The sequence below is a fragment of the Acidobacteriota bacterium genome (assembly GCA_028875725.1).
In the GTDB taxonomy this organism is placed as follows: Bacteria; Acidobacteriota; Thermoanaerobaculia; order Multivoradales; family Multivoraceae; genus Multivorans.
Genome location: JAPPCR010000023.1, coordinates 1 through 18,872, shown reverse-complemented (window position 1 = coordinate 18,872; position 18,872 = coordinate 1). Strand labels below are relative to the sequence as shown.

18 protein-coding genes are annotated in these 18,872 nt (G+C 69.9%); 10 read left to right on the top strand and 8 right to left on the bottom strand.

The window, feature by feature from the left end; translation table 11 throughout:
* Positions 1-12 precede the first annotated feature (12 nt).
* Together OXI49_15660 and OXI49_15655 are read right to left on the bottom strand one after the other, a co-directional pair.
* On the bottom strand, positions 13-1,302 hold the full coding sequence (locus tag OXI49_15660) for a PQQ-dependent sugar dehydrogenase (GenBank protein ID MDE2691943.1): 1,290 nt from the start codon (positions 1,300-1,302) through the stop codon (positions 13-15).
* Positions 1,299-1,715 (bottom strand): hypothetical protein, encoded by a 417-nt coding sequence (locus OXI49_15655; GenBank protein MDE2691942.1) that lies wholly within the window; start codon positions 1,713-1,715, stop codon positions 1,299-1,301. The genes OXI49_15660 and OXI49_15655 overlap by 4 nt, the downstream gene beginning before the upstream one ends.
* A gap of 119 nt (positions 1,716-1,834) precedes the next feature.
* Here OXI49_15655 and OXI49_15650 point away from each other — a divergent pair, with 119 nt between their 5' ends.
* The 4 genes from OXI49_15650 (at position 1,835) to OXI49_15635 (ending at position 6,625) form a co-directional block, all read left to right on the top strand.
* Entirely contained in the window at positions 1,835-3,709 is a 1,875-nt protein-coding gene (locus OXI49_15650; GenBank protein ID MDE2691941.1) for a PQQ-binding-like beta-propeller repeat protein, read from the top strand.
* Between the two features lie 13 nt (positions 3,710-3,722).
* Positions 3,723-4,778, top strand: a complete 1,056-nt coding sequence (locus OXI49_15645) for a phosphotransferase family protein (GenBank protein ID MDE2691940.1) — start codon at positions 3,723-3,725, stop codon at positions 4,776-4,778.
* A 28-nt stretch (positions 4,779-4,806) separates the two neighbouring features.
* A complete protein-coding gene (gene soxC / locus OXI49_15640; GenBank protein ID MDE2691939.1) occupies positions 4,807-6,015 on the top strand; it encodes a sulfite dehydrogenase in 1,209 nt (402 codons plus the stop codon).
* 115 nt (positions 6,016-6,130) lie between these two features.
* A complete protein-coding gene (locus OXI49_15635; GenBank protein MDE2691938.1) occupies positions 6,131-6,625 on the top strand; it encodes a cytochrome c in 495 nt (164 codons plus the stop codon).
* On the opposite strand, the gene OXI49_15630 is transcribed toward OXI49_15635, so the two are convergent.
* From OXI49_15630 to OXI49_15610, 5 genes are read right to left on the bottom strand one after another with little or no spacing between them, the layout of a single operon-like run.
* Complete coding sequence (locus tag OXI49_15630; GenBank protein ID MDE2691937.1) at positions 6,622-7,515, bottom strand: hypothetical protein; 894 nt, start codon at positions 7,513-7,515, stop codon at positions 6,622-6,624. The genes OXI49_15635 and OXI49_15630 overlap by 4 nt on opposite strands.
* Positions 7,512-8,507 (bottom strand): hypothetical protein, encoded by a 996-nt coding sequence (locus OXI49_15625; protein ID MDE2691936.1) that lies wholly within the window; start codon positions 8,505-8,507, stop codon positions 7,512-7,514. Before OXI49_15625 ends, OXI49_15630 begins: the two co-directional genes overlap by 4 nt.
* A complete protein-coding gene (locus OXI49_15620; GenBank protein MDE2691935.1) occupies positions 8,507-9,511 on the bottom strand; it encodes a hypothetical protein in 1,005 nt (334 codons plus the stop codon). Before OXI49_15620 ends, OXI49_15625 begins: the two co-directional genes overlap by 1 nt.
* Positions 9,512-9,524: 13 nt before the next feature.
* Entirely contained in the window at positions 9,525-11,009 is a 1,485-nt protein-coding gene (locus OXI49_15615; GenBank protein MDE2691934.1) for a VCBS repeat-containing protein, read from the bottom strand.
* Positions 11,006-12,865 carry a DUF3604 domain-containing protein gene (locus tag OXI49_15610; protein ID MDE2691933.1) on the bottom strand — a complete coding sequence of 620 codons (1,860 nt, stop codon included), beginning with the start codon at positions 12,863-12,865 and terminating at the stop codon, positions 11,006-11,008. The genes OXI49_15615 and OXI49_15610 overlap by 4 nt, the downstream gene beginning before the upstream one ends.
* Positions 12,866-12,932: 67 nt before the next feature.
* Between OXI49_15610 and OXI49_15605 the strand changes: the two genes are divergently transcribed.
* From OXI49_15605 to OXI49_15580, 6 genes are read left to right on the top strand one after another with little or no spacing between them, the layout of a single operon-like run.
* Entirely contained in the window at positions 12,933-13,919 is a 987-nt protein-coding gene (locus OXI49_15605; protein MDE2691932.1) for a phosphoglycerate dehydrogenase, read from the top strand.
* Positions 13,909-14,217, top strand: a complete 309-nt coding sequence (locus OXI49_15600) for a 4Fe-4S dicluster domain-containing protein (GenBank protein MDE2691931.1) — start codon at positions 13,909-13,911, stop codon at positions 14,215-14,217. Before OXI49_15605 ends, OXI49_15600 begins: the two co-directional genes overlap by 11 nt.
* On the top strand, positions 14,214-15,476 hold the full coding sequence (locus OXI49_15595; protein MDE2691930.1) for a 3-methyl-2-oxobutanoate dehydrogenase subunit beta: 1,263 nt from the start codon (positions 14,214-14,216) through the stop codon (positions 15,474-15,476). The genes OXI49_15600 and OXI49_15595 overlap by 4 nt, the downstream gene beginning before the upstream one ends.
* The gene (locus tag OXI49_15590; protein MDE2691929.1) at positions 15,469-16,305 is read left to right on the top strand and encodes a thiamine pyrophosphate-dependent enzyme; all 837 of its coding nucleotides are present in this window, start codon (positions 15,469-15,471) and stop codon (positions 16,303-16,305) included. The genes OXI49_15595 and OXI49_15590 overlap by 8 nt, the downstream gene beginning before the upstream one ends.
* Entirely contained in the window at positions 16,302-16,889 is a 588-nt protein-coding gene (locus OXI49_15585) for a 2-oxoacid:acceptor oxidoreductase family protein (protein MDE2691928.1), read from the top strand. Before OXI49_15590 ends, OXI49_15585 begins: the two co-directional genes overlap by 4 nt.
* Positions 16,879-18,354, top strand: coding sequence for a sulfatase (locus OXI49_15580; protein ID MDE2691927.1), 1,476 nt, complete (start codon positions 16,879-16,881; stop codon positions 18,352-18,354). Before OXI49_15585 ends, OXI49_15580 begins: the two co-directional genes overlap by 11 nt.
* On the opposite strand, the gene OXI49_15575 is transcribed toward OXI49_15580, so the two are convergent.
* Positions 18,344-18,872: hypothetical protein (locus OXI49_15575; GenBank protein MDE2691926.1), on the bottom strand; the 529-nt coding region annotated here is incomplete at its 5' end. The genes OXI49_15580 and OXI49_15575 overlap by 11 nt on opposite strands.

Sequence of the window (18,872 nt, the reverse complement as noted above, 5' to 3'; positions counted from 1 at the left end):
CCCAGTGTGGGGCTACCCGGCGGCGGTTTCCGCCTCTTCCGCCTTCTTGACCGGCTCCAGCTTGATCACCGCACCGTCCCGCTCATCGGTGATGACGTAGAGGAACTCGTCGGGGCCCTGGCGGACGTCGCGGATCCGCTTGCCGACCTCCTTGAGCAGCCACTCGCGGCCGAGTTCCTCGCCCTTCTCGCTGAAGATGAGCCGTTCGAGATGGCCGGTGTTGGGCATCCGGCCGGTCATCAGGGCGCCGGCGAAGAGGTTGCCCTTCCACTCGGGGAACGCGTCGCCGGTGTAGAAGGCGAGCCCGGAGGGGGCGATGGAGGGCAGCCAGAAGATCGCGGGTTCTTCCATGCCTTCGGCCCAGAAGCGCTCGGAGATGCGCACGCCGTTGTAGTGGCGGCCGTAGGAGACGACCGGCCAGCCGTAGTTCTTGCCGGCTTCGATCGCGTTCAGTTCGTCGCCGCCCTGCGGGGCGTGCTCGGTGGTCCAGGGCTGGTGGGTTTCGGGGTGGAGCGCGAGACCCATCTGGTTGCGGTGGCCCATCGAGTAGATCTCGGGCTTGTGCCCCTCCTTGCCGACGAAGGGGTTGTCGTCGGGCACGCTGCCGTCGAGGCGCAGCCGCAGCGTCTTGCCGGCGTGGCTGTTGGGGTCCTGGGCCAGCTTGGCGTGGCCGAAGAAGCTCTGGGTGCCGTCGACGAGGTCGGCGCCGAAGGCCCCGCCCATCGTCATGTACATGATGTTCTCGCCGGGAACGAAGGCGAGCCGGGCGGCGGCGATCGAGCCGCCCCAGGGCTCGGCGACGAACACGTCCTCGACGTCTACGAGCGAGGTGCCGTCGAGCCTGCCGCGGACCAGGGCGACGGTGCCCTCCCGGCCGGAGACCTGCCGGGTGTAGGTGAGATAGACGTAGCCGTTGTCGGCGAAGTGCGGGTGGATGGCGACTTCCATCATGCCGGCGAGGCTGCGGGCGAGGACGTCGTCGGGGACGCCGGCGATCGGCTCGTCGACGAGCACGCCGTCGCGGATCAGGCGCAGGTCGCCTCCGCGCTCAGTGACCAGCATGTCGCCCTTGGGGAGGAAGGCGAGGGACCAGGGCCGGTTGATGCCGCGGGCGACGACGGAGACCTTCACCTCGGGAATCAGGTGGGTGTTCATGATCCACGGCTCGTCCGGCAGTTCGACGCGGGCAAGGCCGCTACGGCCGCCGCCGTAGCCCGTCTGGGCGACGGCCTGGCCGGCGATGGCGGCGGCCAGGAAGAACACGGCGATCCGGGTCATTCGAGTTGCGGTCTTTCGTTTCATTGTCCGTCTCCCTCCACTTTCTCCGGCCACTCGGCTCCCTGCAGGATCCACAGCCGGATCGTCTCGATCTGCTCTTCGGTCAACTGGGTGCCGGCCTCGTACGGCGGCATCCGCATCTCCAGGAACTCCGAACTCACGCGGATGTAGAGCTCACTGTCGTTCGGGTCGCCGGGGGCGATGTTGGGGAAGCCGCCGAGGTCCTTGAAGGCCATCTCCTTGATGTCGAGGCGGAGATCCGCCTCGCGCAGGGACCTGTCCTCGCCATGGCACTCGTAGCAGAACGCTTCGAGGATCGGCTGCACGTCCCTGGCGTAGTCGACCTGCTCCTCGTCCTGTCCGCCCACCGGCGGTGCGCCGGCCGCGCCGGCGACCAGCAGCGCGAGAGCCAAGGCCAACCGGGGACGTGTGTTCATGCGTTCTCTTCCTTTCAAACCGAGAGACCCGCGCCGCCTCAGCAGTCTGGACTAGAGCCGGCAACGGGTCTCGGCTACAGTCTAGTCCCTTCCCGGCGGGTACTCCCGGAACTACAGCGATGAAGTCTGGAGCGAGGATCATACGGCCTCTGGCGGCGACGATCGCGGCGGTGGCCGTTCTGGGCTGCGGCGGCGGTTCCGCGGGCGGTCCGGCGCGCGCCGACTGGCCGATGTACCGCGGCGACGCCGCGGGAACCGGGTACTCGCCGCTGGCCGAGATCACGACTGCCAACGTCGGCAGCCTCGAGCCGGCCTGGAGCTTCGCGCTCGCCTCTTCGCCCGCGGGCGAGGGTGCGGTGGGCGATCCCGGTCGGCCGGCGCGCTCCCAGGCGACGCCCATCGCGGTGGACGGCGTGCTCTATCTGCCGGCGGCCGCCGCGGTGGTCGCGCTCGACGCGGCGACCGGAGAGGAGGTCTGGCGCCACACGGTGGCGGACGGCGCCCCGTCGCGACGGGGCGTTTCGTACTGGCCGGGCGGCGGCGCGGACGCGGCGGCGCCTCGCATCGTGTTCTGCGCCGGCGCGCGGCTGATTGCGCTCGACGCGGCCACCGGGGCGCCGGCGACGGAGTTCGGCGATGGCGGCGCGGTGGACATCGGCGTCCCCTACAACTCCGTGCCGCTGGTCTGGGAGGACATCGTCGTAGTCGGCGCGAACACGCCGCCGGGAACCGCGGGCGGCATCGGCAACGCCCGGGCGTTCAGCGCCGTCACCGGCGAGAAGCTCTGGGAGTTCAACTCCGTGGCCCGGCCGGGCGAGGTCGGCCACGAGACCTGGGAGGGCGAGAGCTGGCGTGGTCGCCTGGGCGGGAACGCCTGGCCCTTCTACTTCACGGTCGACGAGGAACGGGAGATCGTGTTCCTGCCGCTCGCCGCGCCGATTCCCTTCGCCTACGGCGGCGACCGGCACGGCGCCAATCTGTTCGCGAACGCCGTGGTCGCCGTCGACATCCGGACCGGTGAGTATCGCTGGCACTTCCAGACGATCCACCACGACATCTGGGACCACGATCCGCCGGCGCCGCCGGTGCTGTTCGAGGTCGAGCGGGGCGGCGAGACGATCGACGCCCTCGCCGTGACGACGAAGTCCGGCTACCTCTTCGTCCTTGGCCGCGAGGACGGCGAGCCGGTCTTCGGCGTCGAGGAGCGGCCGATGCCGCCGAGCGAGGTGCCCGGGGAGCAGACCCACCCGAGCCAGCCGATTCCGAGTGTGACGCCGGCATTGGGGCGAGTCGGCTACGAGGCGGAGGACCTGGTGACCGCCGACGACACGACCGCCGAGCATGCGGAAGCCTGCGCCGAACTGGTCGAGAGCGCCGGACCACTTCACAACGCGGGCCCGTATACGCCCTGGATGCACCGTGAGGCCGAGGATCGCGGCGCCACCCTACTGTTCCCGGGCCTGGCCGGCGGGCCGAACTGGGGCGGCGTCGCCTTCGATCCGGCGACGCGCCGGCTGCTCGCCTTCAGCCAGGACGTCGGCACGATGGGCTGGGTCGAGGAGGACACGGAGGCCGATCTTGCGACGTACGTCCTGCGAGTGGCCCGGCCGTTCTCCTTCGCGGTCCGCATCGGCGACGTGTCCTGGCCGTGCCAGAAACCGCCCTGGGGAACGCTGACCGCGGTCGATGCCGATACCGGCGAAGTCGCGTGGCGGCGGCCGCTCGGCGTCACCGAGGGACTGCCGGCGGAGAGGCGGGAGACCGGCCGCCCGGGCCGCGCTTCGGCGATCGTCACCGCCGGCGGGCTCGCCTTCATCGCCGCGACCGACGATCGCCGCTTCCGGGCGCTCGACGTGGAGACCGGCGAGGAACTGTGGTCGGCGGAGCTGCCGCTCCTGGGCAACGCGAACCCGATGACCTACCTGGCAGCGGACGGCCAGCAGTACGTGGCGGTGACGGCGACGGAAGAGCTGGTCGCGTTCCGGTTACCGTAGAGTTCCGACGATCATGTCGACACACGACGAAAGCACGGGTCCGGAGGGCTATGACCAACCCGCAGTCGAGGCCTGGATCGCCGACCACGTCGACAGCCTGGCGCCGCCCCTCCAGTGGACCCGGCTTCAGGGCGGACACTCGAACCTGACCTACCGGATCGACGACACGGAGGGCCGCGCCGCGGTCATCCGCCGGCCGCCGCAGGGCAAGCTCCTGCCCAAGGCGCACGACATGAGCCGCGAGTGGGCGCTGATCTCGGCGCTCGGACCGACCCCGGTGCCGGTGCCGCCGGCGATCGCCTTCTGCGAGAGCCCGGACGTCACCGGCGCCTGGTTCTACGTGATGGGCCTGGTCTACGGCCGGCCGCTCTACAGCTCGGCCCACACCGAGGAGTGGGTGCCGCGGGAGCGCCGCCCGAAGCTGGCGCATTCGTTCATCGACGTCCTGGCCGAACTCCACGCCGTCGACCCGGACGAGGTCGGCCTCGGCGAGCTCGGCAAACGCGACAGCTATGTCGGGCGGCAGCTTCGCACCTGGTACCGGTCGTGGACGGCGTCCGTCGAGCCGGCGCAGCTCGACGATCCCCGGGCGCACGAGCTGCAGCGCTACTTCCTCGAGCACCTGCCGGACCAGGGGCCGGCGCGGGTCGTCCACGGCGACTACGGGCTGCACAACTGCCTGGTCGGGCCGGACTCGACGATTGCCGCCGTCGTCGACTGGGAGATCTCGACCCTCGGTGATCCGCTGGCCGACCTGGCCTACGCGATGAACCAGTGGATGCCGGTGACCGACACGATGCCCACCGGCGCCGGCGGCGCCACCGCGGCGCCCGGTTTCCCCGCGCGCGAGGAACTGCTGGACCGCTACGCGGAGCGGACCGGCCGCGACCTCTCGAATCTCGACTACTACGTCGGCTTCAACCGATGGAAGTCGGCGGCGATCGTGCACGGCGTGTATGCCCGCTACATGGAAGGCAAGAAGAGCACTGCGGGCGTCGACCTGCCCGAGATGCGCCAGCGCATCGTGCGGACGCTCGACCTGGCGGAAGAAGCGGTCAACCGTCTCTGACCGAACTCACATTCAGGAGGAGAGTGGCATGAGAAAGCGAAGACCAAGCCGGCGCGCTTTCCTCGGACTCGCCGGCGCCGCCGCGGCGAGTTCGCTCCACCCCGCTGCGCGTGCCCAGACGCCAGGCGCCATCCGCGATCTCGGCGAGACCCCCACCGAGTACGGCAAGCGATCGCCGTTCGAGGACTCGAAGCGCTGGAGCCGGGCCCCCGACGCCACGGCGTCGTCCTCGAACACGCCGCTTGCCGACCTGGAGGGCATCGTCACGCCATCCGGGCTCCACTTCGAGCGCCATCACACGGGCGTGCCGGCGATCGACCCGGACACCCACCGGCTCACGATTCACGGGCTCGTCGACCGTCCGCTCGTCTTCACGATGGACGACCTCGTGCGGATGTCCTCGGTGTCGCGTTTCCACTTCATCGAGTGCTCCGGCAACAGCGCCCGCGAGTGGTCGCCGGCCGGCGCGCCGAACGTGCAGTTGAGCCACGGCCTGGCGAGCTGCAGCGAGTGGACCGGCGTGCTGCTGGCCGACCTGCTGGACGAGGTCGGAGTCAAGCCGGAGGCGAGCTGGGTCGTCGCGGAGGGCGCGGACGCGGGGCTGATGAGTCGCAGCGTGCCGCTGGAGCGAGCGCTCGACGACGTGATGATCGCCTATGGCCAGAACGGCGAGGCGGTCCGGCCGGAGCAGGGCTACCCGCTCCGGCTTCTGGTGCCTGGCTGCGAAGGCAGCATCAGCGTCAAGTGGTTGCGCCGGATCGAGGTCGCCCACATGCCCTCGATGGCCCGCGACGAGACGTCGAAGTACACGGACCTACTGCCGGATGGCAAGGCGCGCCAGTTCACGCTGGTCATGGACGCGAAGTCCGTCATCACCCGGCCCTCGGGCGAGCAGAAGCTGGACCGCCCCGGTTTCTGTGAGATTCGCGGCCTGGCCTGGTCCGGCCGCGGCGCGATTTCCCGCGTCGAGGTTTCGACGGACGGCGGCCACTCGTGGACGGATGCCGAACTCGAGGGGCCGCGCCTTGCGAAGGCGTTCACCCGCTTCCGCTCGCCCTGGCGCTGGGACGGCGGCCGGCACGTATTGATGTCCCGGGCCACGGACGACACGGGCTACGTTCAGCCGACCCTGGCGGCGCTGCTCGAGGCGAGAGGCAGGTCGACGATCTACCACAACAACCGGATCAAGGCCTGGGAGGTCCAGGAGTCGGGCGAGGTGACGAATGCCGAGGCTTAGGGGCTCGCTTCTCGCTGGGTGCGCGGGTCCTCTGACCCGCTGCCGCCGAAGGCGGCGTCGAAACGCGCGAGGCGTCAGCCTCGCTCCTTTCTGCGCCGTCCTCCTCCTTCTCGCCGTGCCAGTTACCCACGCTGCCGACGAATCGGAGCGCACGGGTCTCGGCCACGAAGCCACCGCCGAAGAACTAGGTGCCGCCGGCTACACCGTCTTCCCCGACGGCAAGGGTCTGCCCGAAGGCCGCGGCACTGTCAGCGAGGGCAAGGCCGTCTACCAGCAGTTCTGCGCCGCCTGTCACGGCCGGAACGCCGAAGGCGACGAGGCCGCGGCGCTCGTCGGCGGCCGCGACAGCCTGACCTCAGAGCGGCCGCGGCGCACGGTCGAGAGCTACTGGCCGTACGCCACGAGCCTCTGGGACTACATTCGCCGCTCCATGCCCTATGAGTCGCCGGGCTCGCTCAGCGACGACGAGATCTACGCCGTCGTCGCCCACCTGCTGCACCTGGGAGGCATCGTCGGCGCGGACGCGGTACTGGACCAGGAGACCCTGCCCGGGGTCGAGATGCCGAACCGCGACGGCTTCGTGCCGGACGATCGGCCGGATACCAACTAGTCGACGAGGCCCGCGTAGTCCTCGCCGACCGGGCACACGATCTGGCAGCTCTGGCAGCCGGTGTAGGCCCCCTGCCGTTGCACGGTGAGGTTGTAGAAGATCTGCTGCGTTGCCGGGCTTTCGGCGATCTCGACCGCCTCGGCGGCGGACTTCGACGCGAACAGGTCGGCGAGGTGCTCGACCATCCGGTCGGGACCGAACGGTTGGCAGGCCCGGGCGCAGGCTTCGGCCTCGAGTCCGCGGACCTCCGCCAGCGGTGCGCCGTCCTGCGCTGAGTCCGGAATGGCCGCGACGGGGCAGACTTCGGCGCAGCGGCCGCATTCCTCCGGGCCGGGGCAGAGGTCCTTTTCCAAGGGCTGCCCGCAGTCGACCGCTGCATCGGTCAGGACTCCCGCAAGGAACACGCGCGGTCCGTACTCCGGCGTCAGGATCATCTCGTTCAGACCGAGCGTGCCCAGGCCTGCCGCGGCCGCGGCCTGCCTCAGGAGCAGGGAGCCCTGGCCGCCCGGTCCGGCGTAGGCCATCGGCTGGCGCCGCAGGTCGGGGATCGCCGCCGAGAGGATGCAGGCGATCGCGTCACGCTGCTCCAGCCAGTAGGCCAGCCCGCCGGCGGCCTCCTCGAGATGGCGTGCCACGCGGCCGACGGCGTACTGGCGGAACGCGGCGTCGGGCGAGCGGGCGACGCCGGTCGGGTAGCGCTTGGCGAGCACGACCAGCCGCGTGAGGTAGGTCGAGAGCTGCGACGGCTTGTCGTAGTCCGGGGCCTCCGTCTCGAGTTCCTGCCAGGAGCAGAAGCCGACCAGATCGATGCCGAGGGTCTTCGCCCGGGATCGGATCGCCTCGGCGTCGATGGCCGGACCCGCGCCGTTGCCGCCCGCCGGAGCGCTCATCCGCCAAGGTGTACCAGGTGGTCGAAATCGCGGTCGCGGATGTACTCGGGGTCGCGCTCGCCGGGCGGGCCGCGGAAGACGAGTTCGTGTTCCTCGTCGCCGCGGATGTGCACCACGCTGCCAGGCGGCAGGTCCTGCCGGCGGTAGGGGATGCGCATGATCTTGCGGATGTCCTGCGACCCGACCGGGCAGATGTACATGCACTCGAAGCAGGCGGCGAACGCTCCGCGCTTGCTGTTCGTGGCGAGGAAGAAGTCCCGCCAGTAGCGGTTGTCGAGCACCTCGGAGAGGTCGAGGTCGACCTCGGCGCCGAGCAGCTTGCGCAACACGACGTAGAGCGAGCGGATGCTGATCCGCATCGCCGCCTGCGAGCAGCCCCGCTGGTCGAGGTCCCGAATGTCGTTGACGCTCTCTTCCTTCGCGGCCCTGAGCGGAATCGCCTTGGGCGGGCAGATCACCGCGCAGCGGCCGCAGCGAAGCCCCGGGCATAGGTCGCGGTCGAGCGGCGCGTCCGGCTCGAGGTCGGCGTCGGTGATCAGCGCGCCCAGGTAGACGCGGGAGCCGTACTCGGGGGTCAGGAAGTTCAGGTTGAGGCCGACGTGACCGAGTCCCGCGAACTCGGCCGTCCACTTGAGGTCGAGCAGGCCCGCTCCGGTCCACTTGAGGTCCAGGTCGGCGTACTCGCCGGAGACGGGCAGCGCGCAGTGGCCGCGCTCCTCAAGCCACTCCGCGATCTCCCAGGCGGTCTCCTCGGCCGAGTCGAGCGCCAGGTGCGAGTTCGTCGACTGGGTCGCCACGTCCTGGAGCGCCATCGCGCCGGTCAGCAGGTGCTTGGTGACGACGACGATGCTCTTCATTCCCTCGCAGAGATAGTCGGGCACCTGGCCGCTCTCGACAGCGGCGGTGTAGGCGGCGACGTCAGCGACGCCGACCGAGTCGGCGCCCCGCTCGAAGGCGTAGCGGGCGAGGTCCTGCTTCAGGTTCGGGCTCACTACCGCTCCTGCTCCCAGGTCGTGCGGCGTCGCATCTGCGGCCCGAGGTTCTCGATCTCGACGAGGCCGTCCGCCTCGCGGCGCGGCAGGCGGTCGGGCAGGTCGTGGCGGCGATGGGCGGACGTGTGCAGGCGCTCGTAGTCGCGGCCGACGGGACACACCTGGACGCACTCGCTGCAGCCGGTGAGCGCCGCCTCCTTCATCATCGCCATCTCGGACCAGATCTCGCCGGACTTGCGGCCGCGCATCCGCTGCCACATCTCGTCGCCGGTGCGGGCGTCGAAGATCGACGCGAGGTGGTCGCTGAATGCCTCGAAGCCGAACGGCTGGCAGCTCCGGGCGCAGGCTCCTTCGTCGAGGCCGCGGATCGAGGCGACGTCGGCATCTCGGGGGGCGCGTCTTGGGATTGCGTCGGCGGGACAGATCGCTGCGCAGCGGCCGCACTCCTCGAGGCCGAGGCAGAGCTCCTCGTCGAGTTCGGATCCCGGTGGGACCTCGGCCGAGGTCAGGACACCCGCGAAGAAGACGCGCGGACCGTACTCCGGCGTCAGCACCATCCGGTTCAGGCCGAGCGTGCCTAGTCCGGCGAGCACCGCGCCCTCGCGCAGCAGCGGCGAGCCCTGGCCGGCGGGAAGCAGGTCGCCCGGCGTCCTCTTCTCGAAGTCGAGCGATGCCGGCGAGACGGGCAGGGCGAGAGCGCCTCGACGTTCGAGGTCGAAGGCGATCCGCTCGGCGGCGAACTCCAGGGCGCGGAGGGTGCGGCCACCGGCGAGCTGCTTGCTGGGCAGGTGTTTCGCCCAGAGCACGCCGCGGAGGGTGCGCTTGCCGAGGACGATCAGGGTGCGGGCCTCCGGGCTCAGCGTGGAAGGCCGGTGACGCGCGTCGAGGCGCTGCTCGAGATCGGTCGTCGAGGCGTAGCCGATCAGGTCGATGGCGAGATCTGTTGCCGTCGCTTCGACCTCGGTCGACACGTGCTCGTCGCCGTTTGTGGTGCCTTCGCTCAAGCGCACTCGGCGTTTACGGTAGCGGCATCTGCTCGCTTTCGACCTCCCGCGCCTGGTCGAAAGCGGCGACCGGTTCGTCGCTGCGAACCTGCTCGAGCCAGTAGACGCCGTCGAACTCGGCTGTGTTGCCCCGGGTGCCGGCGAAGTCGATGTCGCCGTCGCCGTCCAGGTCGCGGGCGACGAAGCTGTCGAACATGCCGCGCTTGCGGCGTGAGATGTCGTGCCGGGTCCACTCGCCGTCGATGTCGCCCGGGTTCTCGAACCAGGCGAGCCGCCCGAGCGGCGTGTCGGGCTCGACCTCGCCGTCCTCCGCCCGGCCGCTGCGGCTGTAGGCGCCGGACATGGTGTCGAGGTCGCCGTCGCCGTCGATGTCGGCGAAGGCGAAGCCGACGAGGTTGTCGGGCGTGAGGCGGCCGATCGGCCGCAGCCGCCAGGAGTCGGCCGGATCCGCGGGTCGCTCCAGCCAGACCAGCACGCCGCCGAACTCGACCGTCGCCAGGTCCAGTAGGCCGTCGCCGGACAGGTCGACGAAGGCCATGTTGAAGCCGTTGAGCAGGGCACCGGTAGACGGCGCGTTCGGCGGCCGGGAAGTGTCCTCGGCGGTCGTCGTGCCGTCGATGTTGATCGAATGCTCGACGAGGTCGACGCCGCCGTCGCCGGCGCTGCGGTTCTCGAACCAGAAGATGCGACCCTCGCCGGTCGAGCCGCCGACGATGTCCGTGTCGCCGTCGCCGTCGAGATCGACCGTCTGCGAGTTGATCGGCCAGATCACCCGGACGATCTCGTGCTCGACCCAGTCGCCGGAGATCGCGTCGGCGGTCGTGTCGAACCAGGAGATCGCGTGCTTCTCCGTGGTCCGCCGATCCGGGTTCTGCGCGCCCTTGTTCGGGGCGACGACCTCGGGTCGGCCGTCGCCGTCGAGGTCGCCGGCGAACACGCGGATGTAGGAGCCGCGGTCCTTCGTGACTGCCGGAATCACCCGCGGCCAGTCGCCGCTACGGAGGGCGGCGGTCGCCTCCTCGCTGGCCGTGCCGGGGTTCTCGAAGTAGATGAGATGGGCCAGCTCGCAGGCGGCGACGACATCGAGATCGCCGTCACCATCGAAGTCGGCGATCGCGACGTCCTCGGCGGCCGCGGCTTCGTCCCCTTCGGCGAGGGTGGCCAGGTTCCAGGTGTCCGGATCGGGGCCGCCGAAGGCCAGGCGGACGTGGCCCTGGCCGACGTTGCCGTACTCGGTGTCCGACTCGTGGACCGAGACGATGTCGAGGTGGCCGTCGCCGTCCAGGTCCGCCATCTCGAGTCCGTCGCCGCCGCGGATGGGCACGCCGGAGGTCGCGACGTCGTCGATGATGTGCTCGCGCCACGAGATCCACTGGCCGTCGGCGGACTGGGCGCGAGTGGGTGTGTCGGCTACGAGGCTGGAGGTCGCAGGCTCGGTGGCGGACTGGCAGGCCGGCAGCGCCAGGGCAAGGGCAACGATGAGAGAGGCCGATCTCATGGCCGGTACCAGATCGGCGACGACCAGGCGCGTTCCTGGATCGTTGGCGGCAGGCCGGGCCGTGGCTCGACGCCCGCGCGGATCGCGTCCCAGGTCGACCAGCGGCAGGTCGGGTTCTCGAGCACCCGCAGGTAGTAGACCGCCCGCTGGCCGGGATCGAACCCCGGGTCCTCGAACACGGCGTGGAGCTCGGCGGCGCCGAGGTCCTCGGAAATGCTGCAGTCGGACAGGTCGACGGTGGCGCCGTTGTCGGGGCAGCGCGCCGGGTCGCCCGACGGCGTGCCGCCGTCGGAGCAGGCGACGTCGATGACGGTTTCGTGCGCCTCGCCGCCGTCGACCCAGCCCTTGACGACCTGGAGCCGCTGCAGGCCGGCGCCCTCCGGGTCGCCCGCGGCCCACAACAGCAGTTTCGGCGCTCGCTTGCCGTCCGCCAGGAGCTCGCCGCCCATCGCGACGCCCTGCTCGTAGGCCCTGGCGATCAGGTCGGGGTCGTCGGCGAGTCCCGCGTCGAAGTCGTAGCCGCCGAAGAACCGCACCTGGATCCGCGGCCCGGTCGTCGCGAACGTCTCCTTGCGCCGGAACGCGTCGTAGATCGAGTCGCGCGTGTTCTGCTCGGCCCAGACTCCGGTCAGGCCGGAGGCGCCCCACATCTGGAAGTAGGTCTGGGCGTAGGCGGGGGAGCCGTCCGGGTTCGGTTCGTCGAGCGGCACGGAGCCGCGAAGCTGCGGCGTGCCGTCCCGCCTGCCGACCTTGCTGTGGTAGTTGTCCTCGTCCGGCGTGCCGCCGGCGTTGTGGCTGTCCGTCGCGCCGACCAGGCCGAATCGGAAGGGGTTGAAGCCCTGGGTCTCCTCGAGCAGCAGCCCGTCGAGGTAGGCGGTGCGCACGTAGCTTCCCTGGGGTTCGCTCGGGAGGGTGCTGCTCACCCGGAAGGGCATGATCTCGAAGGCGGCCCACTCGTCGTTCGGCGACAGCATCGGATGGACCTCCGACGTGCCCTTGACCTGGGTCACCTCGACGATCGGCTCGTTGCGCATCCGCGTCTCGGCGTACTCCGCGTCGAGCCGGGCGCCGCCGAACGTCAACAGCCTGAACATGTTGCCGTTACTGCCGTTCGAGTTGTGGGGAATGGCGAGCGCTTCGACGCCGTTGTCGCGGAGGTTGTCGAGCCAGGCCCACAGATCCTCCGGGTTGTCCGAGTCCATCGCCGAGAACGGCACCTCCGGCGCCTCGCTGCCGCGGAAGATCACGTTGCGGTGGAGGTTGCCCGTGTCGGCGGCGGTGGTGGTGTATTCGTAGCCGATGAAGGTTGTGAAGGCGCCCGGGTCGTTGTGGCGCTCCGCGGACTCAACGATTCTCAGCCAGGCGGTACGGTTCGCCTTGCGCCCGTCGATCTTGTGGAACTCGCCGTCGCGGTAGGCCTGGAGCCCGCGCTGGAAGCCCTCGGAGGGCCCCAGTTCGCGGAGTTCCCTGGCCAGCGGCACCTGGTACAGCGGGTCGTTGGGGTCGTCCATCGCCGGCAGCACGCCGAGCAGGATGCCGTGGTCGGTGACCGCCTGGAAGTCCAGGGGCCGGCGGAGCTGCATCGTGTGGCCGGCGGGATGAACGAGCGGCGCGCCGCGGGCGAAGCGGTAGGCGTCGTCCGGGGTGGCCCGCACGTCGAAGATGTACGCGTCCATCGAGAAGCGGGTGTGGACGTGCAGGTCGCCGAAGTAGGCATCGCGCAGCGGATTGGGCTGCGGCGCGGTTGCCTGGTCGAGCGCGTCCGGGCCGTCGTCGGTGTCGCCGGCGGGGCTCCCGCAGCCGATGAGGAGGGCGGGGAGGAGCACGGTGAGGGCCGCAGGGCGGTTCCATCTCATGGAGGGATCTCTCGAACGTGGTTGGGAGTAGGATGCAGAGTGTACTCCTCAGGCAGAAACGAGAAAGATGAGCGGAAACCGGGGCAACAAGGTGATCTGTCTCGTGCCGCCGGGTCCGCGTGACCGGATCGCCCGGTTTCCGGATCACTGGGAGGCCTGCTTCGTCCACCGGAACGACGACCTGACCGCCGAGCTGACGGAGGGCGCTCGCGCCCTGCTGACCACGCACCCCTACCTGGTGGGAAGGGCCGAACTGGAACTCCTGAACGGCGTGGAGCTGATCCAGCAGGTCGGGGTCGGCGTCGACAACATCGACGTCGACGCGGCCCGGGAACTCGGTGTCCCGGTGTGCAACGTACCCCAGGCGAACGCCGTGTCGGTGGCCGAGTACGTGATCATGGCGTGCATCTTTCTCTTGCGACGCATGGCGGACGCGACGGCGGCCCTGCGCCGGTTCGAGAACCCCTACCCGTCCCTGTTCGCCCGGGGCAGCAACGAGGTACGTGGCAAGAAGCTGGGACTCGTCGGTTACGGGGCGATTGCGCACGAAGTGGCGAAGCGGGCCCTGGCGCTCGAGATGGAGTTGCTCTCGGCAAGCGCTCCGGAGCGCGAGCGGGAGCGCGGGCTGGAGCCGGGCGCCGGCGAACGTGAGCTCGGCGTCGTCCGGCTTCCGTTCGAGCAGTTGCTGCGGGAGGCCGACGTGGTCAGCGTCCACGTACCGCTCACCGGCGCGACGCGGGATCTGATCGGCGCTTCGGAACTCGCGCTGATGAAGCCTTCGGCGTTCCTGGTCAACACGTCGCGCGGCGGCATCGTGAAGGAGGACGATCTCGCCGACGCGCTGGCGAAGGGCCGGATCGCCGGAGCCGCCATCGACGTCTTCAGCGTCGAGCCGATTCGGGCGGACAACCCGCTGCTCGGCGCGCCGAACGCCTTTCTCTCTCCCCACAGCGGCGGCAGCACGAACGAATGCGTGATAAACGCGATCCGGGAGAGCATCGCCAACATCAACCGCGTCCTGCGCGGGGAGGAGCCGCATCATCGTGTCTGCTGACGGCGCATCGGGCCACCTGATCGAGGCGAAGGAGGTGCCGCGTCCCGACGCGCAGCGCGGCTACATCGAGATCTTCGAGCAGCTCTGCAAGGGCTGCGACCTCTGCATCCCGGCTTGCCCGGTGCGAATCATCGAGCCCGGGCAGGGCGCCAACATGATGGGCTGGCGGCCGGTGATCGTGGAGGCGGACCTGATGAAGTACTGCATCGGCTGCAACCTCTGCGCGATGGTCTGCCCCGACCAGGCGATCGAGGTGTTCCGCTTCGACCAGCCGCTCCCGCACGAGGAACTGCCATGAGCGAGCAACCCTTCGTGCCGCCGATCGGCAAGCCGACGATGGGCGCCCACGCGATGGGCATCGGCGCGATGGCCGCGGGCCTCGACTACTTCGCCGGCTACCCGATCACGCCGCAGACCGAACTGCTCGAGTACGTCGCCGAAGCCCTGCCCGAGCAGGGCGGCGTCTTCCAGCAACTCGGCGACGAGATCTCGAGCGTGATGGCGGTGTTCGGTGCCGCCGCCTGCGGCAAGCGGGCGATGACCGCGTCGGTCGGCCCGGGGCTGACCCTCATGATCGACGGCCTGACGAACGCCGCCGGGGCCGAAACGCCGATGGTGCTGGGGGCGCTCACTCGCGCCCATGTGGGCGTCTCGGGCGGTCTCTATCCGGCGCAGTCGGACATCCGCATGCTCCGCGGTCTCGGCAACGGCGACTACCAGTTGCCTTTGTTCGCGCCGTCCACGATCACCGAGACGGTGCAGCTCACGGCCGAGGCCTTCGACGTGGCCGACCTCTACAGCATCCCGGCCGTGGTCTGCATCGACGGCAAGATGGCGAACATGATCGAGACGCTGCAGCCGTTCGAGGTGCCGGAACGCGACCTGCCGGACAAGAGCTGGGCGCTCGACCGTTCCCTGCGCGAGAAGCGGCGGGTCGTGGGCGCCGCCCGGACCCCCGAACTCGACACGATGGTCTGCTACGAGATCCAGCACAAGCTGGAGCGGATGCGCGCGGAGGAGACGCGCTGGGACAGCTACCGCTGCGACGACGCGGAGTTCGTCGTCGTCGCCTACGGGATCATGGCCCGGATCGCGAAGGAGGTCGTGAAGCAGGCCCGCGAGGAAGGGATCAAGGTCGGCCTGTTCCGGCCGGTCACCCTGTTCCCGTTCCCGGAAGCGCCGCTCGGGGAGCTCGCCTCCCAGGTCCGCGAGGTCTTGACCGTCGAGATCAACTTCGGCCAGGTCCTCACCGATGTGCGCCTTGCCGTCGCCGGCCGGTGTCCTGTTCAGTTCTTCGGACAGCCGGCTCTGGCAATCCCGGCCCGGGCCGTGCTCGCGGCGATCCGTCAGATGACCGCCGGGCAACCGGTGGAACCCCGGGGCTTCCATGACGTCCATCCGACCGCCTTTCACCTCGCCGACACCCATCCGCCGGCGAGGAAACAGATGCTCGACCAACTCGCCGCCCGGCGCGGACAGGAGGGCGCCCAGGCCATGCTCGACAACCTGCTCGGCATCCGCAAGAACACCGTGATCCCGGAGGTCGGACGTGAGTGAACCAGCCGCCCGCGCGCCGGCCCGCTACACGCCTCCGGAGGGCGTCGAAGCGCGCAAGATCTCGCCGCAACTCGATGTCCACACCGGGCTGCCGTCGTCCTGGTGCCCCGGTTGCGGGCATGGCTCGGTGAGCCAGATCCTCTGCGACCTGGTGACCGAGCTCGACCTGGCGGAGAAGACGATCCTGGCGCTGGGCGTCGGCTGCGGCTCGACGATCGCGGCGCAGATGGAGGTGAACACCGTGCTCTCGCCGCACGGCCGCGCCAGCGACACGGCGACCGGCGTTTCCCGCATGGCGCCCGAGCGGATCGTCGTCCAGTACTCAGGCGACGGCGATGCCTGCGGCATCGGCCTGGCGGGCCTGATGCACGCCTGCAACCGGCGCGAGAACTTCATCGTCGTCATCTACAACAACAACGCCTACGGCATGACGGGCGGCCAGATGGGCCCGACGACGACGAAGGAGGTGCCGACGACCACCTTCCAGGGTGGCCGCGACGAGGAGGTCATGGGCTATCCCATGGACATCATCAAGACGCTGGAGCACTTCCCCGGCGTCGTGTACGCGGGGCGTTGCGCGTTGACTTCGGGTGTTCGCTACCGCGAGGCGAGCCGGATGATCCGGCGCGCGTTCGACATCCACCTCGCCGGCATCAAGGGGATGAAGGTCATCGACTGTCTCGGCAACTGCAACGTGAACTGGAAGGGCGGCGGCGTGACCTTCACGCCGGAGAGCTCGAACCAGTTCATCGAAGACCAGATCATGAAGTACTTCCAGATGGGTGAGGCGACGGTGCCCGAGGGCTACCCGCCGATCCGGGTCCGATGAGCGTCGACGCGAGTCCGACCGGGGGCATCGTGGAGCGTGTCGGCGGCGCCGGCACCGGCGGCGCAGGGCTCCTGACCTGCCTCAAGACGCTCGGCTACGCGGCGGCCGCGAAGGGCTGGCACATGGCCTACACCTCCGACTACAACCCGGAGACCCGTGGCGGCCTGGTCGAGGGCACGGTCGTCCTCTCGAGCGACGAGCCGATCGACAACCCGGTGATCGAGACCTACACCGCGGTGCTCGCGTTCGACCACGCCGGCTACCTGTCGTACGGCCCGGGCGTCGAACCCGGCGGGCTCATCCTCTGGGACAGCTCCCGGGTCCGGAACCCACCGGCGCTCGAAGGCGTCCGTTCGTACGGCGTTCCCGTCTTCCAGTTGGCCCGCGACGGCGGCGCGCCCGGCCTGGCCAACATGGGCATGCTCGGGCTCTACAACCTGATCGTCGGCCATTTCACCATCGATGAGCTGCTCGCCGGCATGGAGGACTACCTGCCGGTGTGGCGTCACAAGCTGCTACCGGGCAACCGGGCGGTGCTCGAGGCCGTGTCGCAGATCGATCCGGAGGAATACCGTGTTGCGTAAACACTTCGTACTGGCGGCGGTCCTCGTCGCCGCACTCGGCTGCGCCGCGGAGCCGGCCACCGAACAGGCAAGCCGCCCGCCCAACGTCGTCTTCATCCTCGCCGACGACCTCGGCTACGGCGACGTCGGCATCTACGGCAGCGAGATCATCGACACCCCGAACATCGACGAACTCGCCCGCGGCGGCGTCCGCTTCGAGGCCGGCTACGTCACCGCGGCCGTCTGCAGCCCGTCCCGGGCCGGCCTGATGACCGGCCGCTACCCGCAGCGGCAGGGCTACGAGTTCAACCCGTCGGGACGGGACTACGGCCTGAACCCGGACGAGACGACGCTGGCCGAGGTCATGCGCTCCGCCGGTTACGCGACCGGCGCCGTCGGCAAGTGGCAGCTCGGCTGGGGCGACGGCAAGCACCCCCTCGACCGCGGCTTCGACGAGTTCTTCGGCATGCAGAGCGGCACGATCTACATTGAGCCGTCCGCCGAAGGGGTCGAGAACTGGAGCCCGCTGCCGCTCGCCGAGGTGCGGGAGCGCCCCATCTTCCGCGGCCGGGAGGTCGTCGAGGAGAGTGAGTACCTGACGGAGGTCTTGACCCGCGAAGCGCTCGATTTCATCGACCGGCACCACGACCGGCCCTTCTTTCTCTACCTCGCCCACTACGCGCCGCACACCCCGCTGCAGGCGACCGCGAAGTACATCGACCGCTACCGGCACATCGAGGACCCGAGGGTGCGCATCTTCGCGGCCATGGTCTCGGCCGTCGACGACAGCGTGGGCGAGGTCAGGGCCCGGCTGCGGGAGCACGGCGTCGAGGACGACACCCTGATCGTCTTCCTCTCCGACAACGGCTGCGCCTTCTACCTCCAGGGCGGGTGCACCAACGGTCCGCTCAGCGGCGGCAAGCGCTGGTTCTTCGAGGGCGGCATCCGCGTGCCCTTCCTGCTGAACTGGCCGGCGGGCGTGGAGCCGGGACAGGTCTACGAGCCGGCGGTGTCGTCGCTCGACCTGCTGCCGACGTTTGCCGCCGCTGCCGGCGCGCCGCTTCCCGAGAAGCCGCTTGACGGCGTCGACCTCCTTCCCTACCTGCGCGGCGAGGTCGACGGCGTTCCCCACGAGACCCTGTTCTGGCGGGCCGGCCCGAACCGCGCCGTCCGTCGCGGCGACTGGAAGCTCTGGCAGGTCAACCGCGCCTCGGAGGAACAGGTCGCTTCGCTCCAGTTGCTCGGCGCTCTCTTCCCTGACTGGGAAGCGCCCCACGGGTCGCCGCTCGGCCAGTTGAACCGGCTGCACGACCTGGCGAACGACCTCGGCGAGCGGTCCCCCGTCGCCGACGACGAGCAGGCCATCCTCGACGAACTCCGGCGCGCTCTCGACGCCTGGGAAGGCGAACTCGTCGAGCCGCGGTGGTGGAGCAACCGGGGTACCGCCGGCACGGTCGACGACGAGGCGATCGAGCTCATCTTCTGACGTCGACGGGCTCGAGGTCGATCCGCTCGACGTCGCCCCAGCGTACGTACTCGGCGCTGTCGCCACCGTCCGTGAAGATCAGCATGCCGGCGTTCCCTTCCCCGAGGTCGCCGGTGCACTCGAGTTCCAGGGTCTCGCCGCTGTGGAGCGTCACGCCGGCATGGCGGCCGTCGCCGCGTCCCTCCTGGTCCGGAAGCACAATCGACGCGACCAGGGCGAACGGGATCGTGTAGTCGATGCCGCCCGCCGGTGCGTCCAGCGTTTCGGTCGTTTCGCTTTCGTCCAGGTCGAAGACCAGCCGGCCGGCGAGGCGAGTGCCCGTTCGCGTCGTGACGGTGCCTGAGAGGGGTTGACCGGCCGGGAAGTCGCCGTAGGCGGGGCCGCTCTCTCCGACCGCGTCGCTGAAGTCGAGCCGCCCGAGAGCCTCCCACGAGACGAGCACGCGGCCGTAGCGCCGGTCGTCGACGTAGACGCCGCGATTGCCGCGGCCGACGTCGCGCGTGCCGGAGAGGACGAAC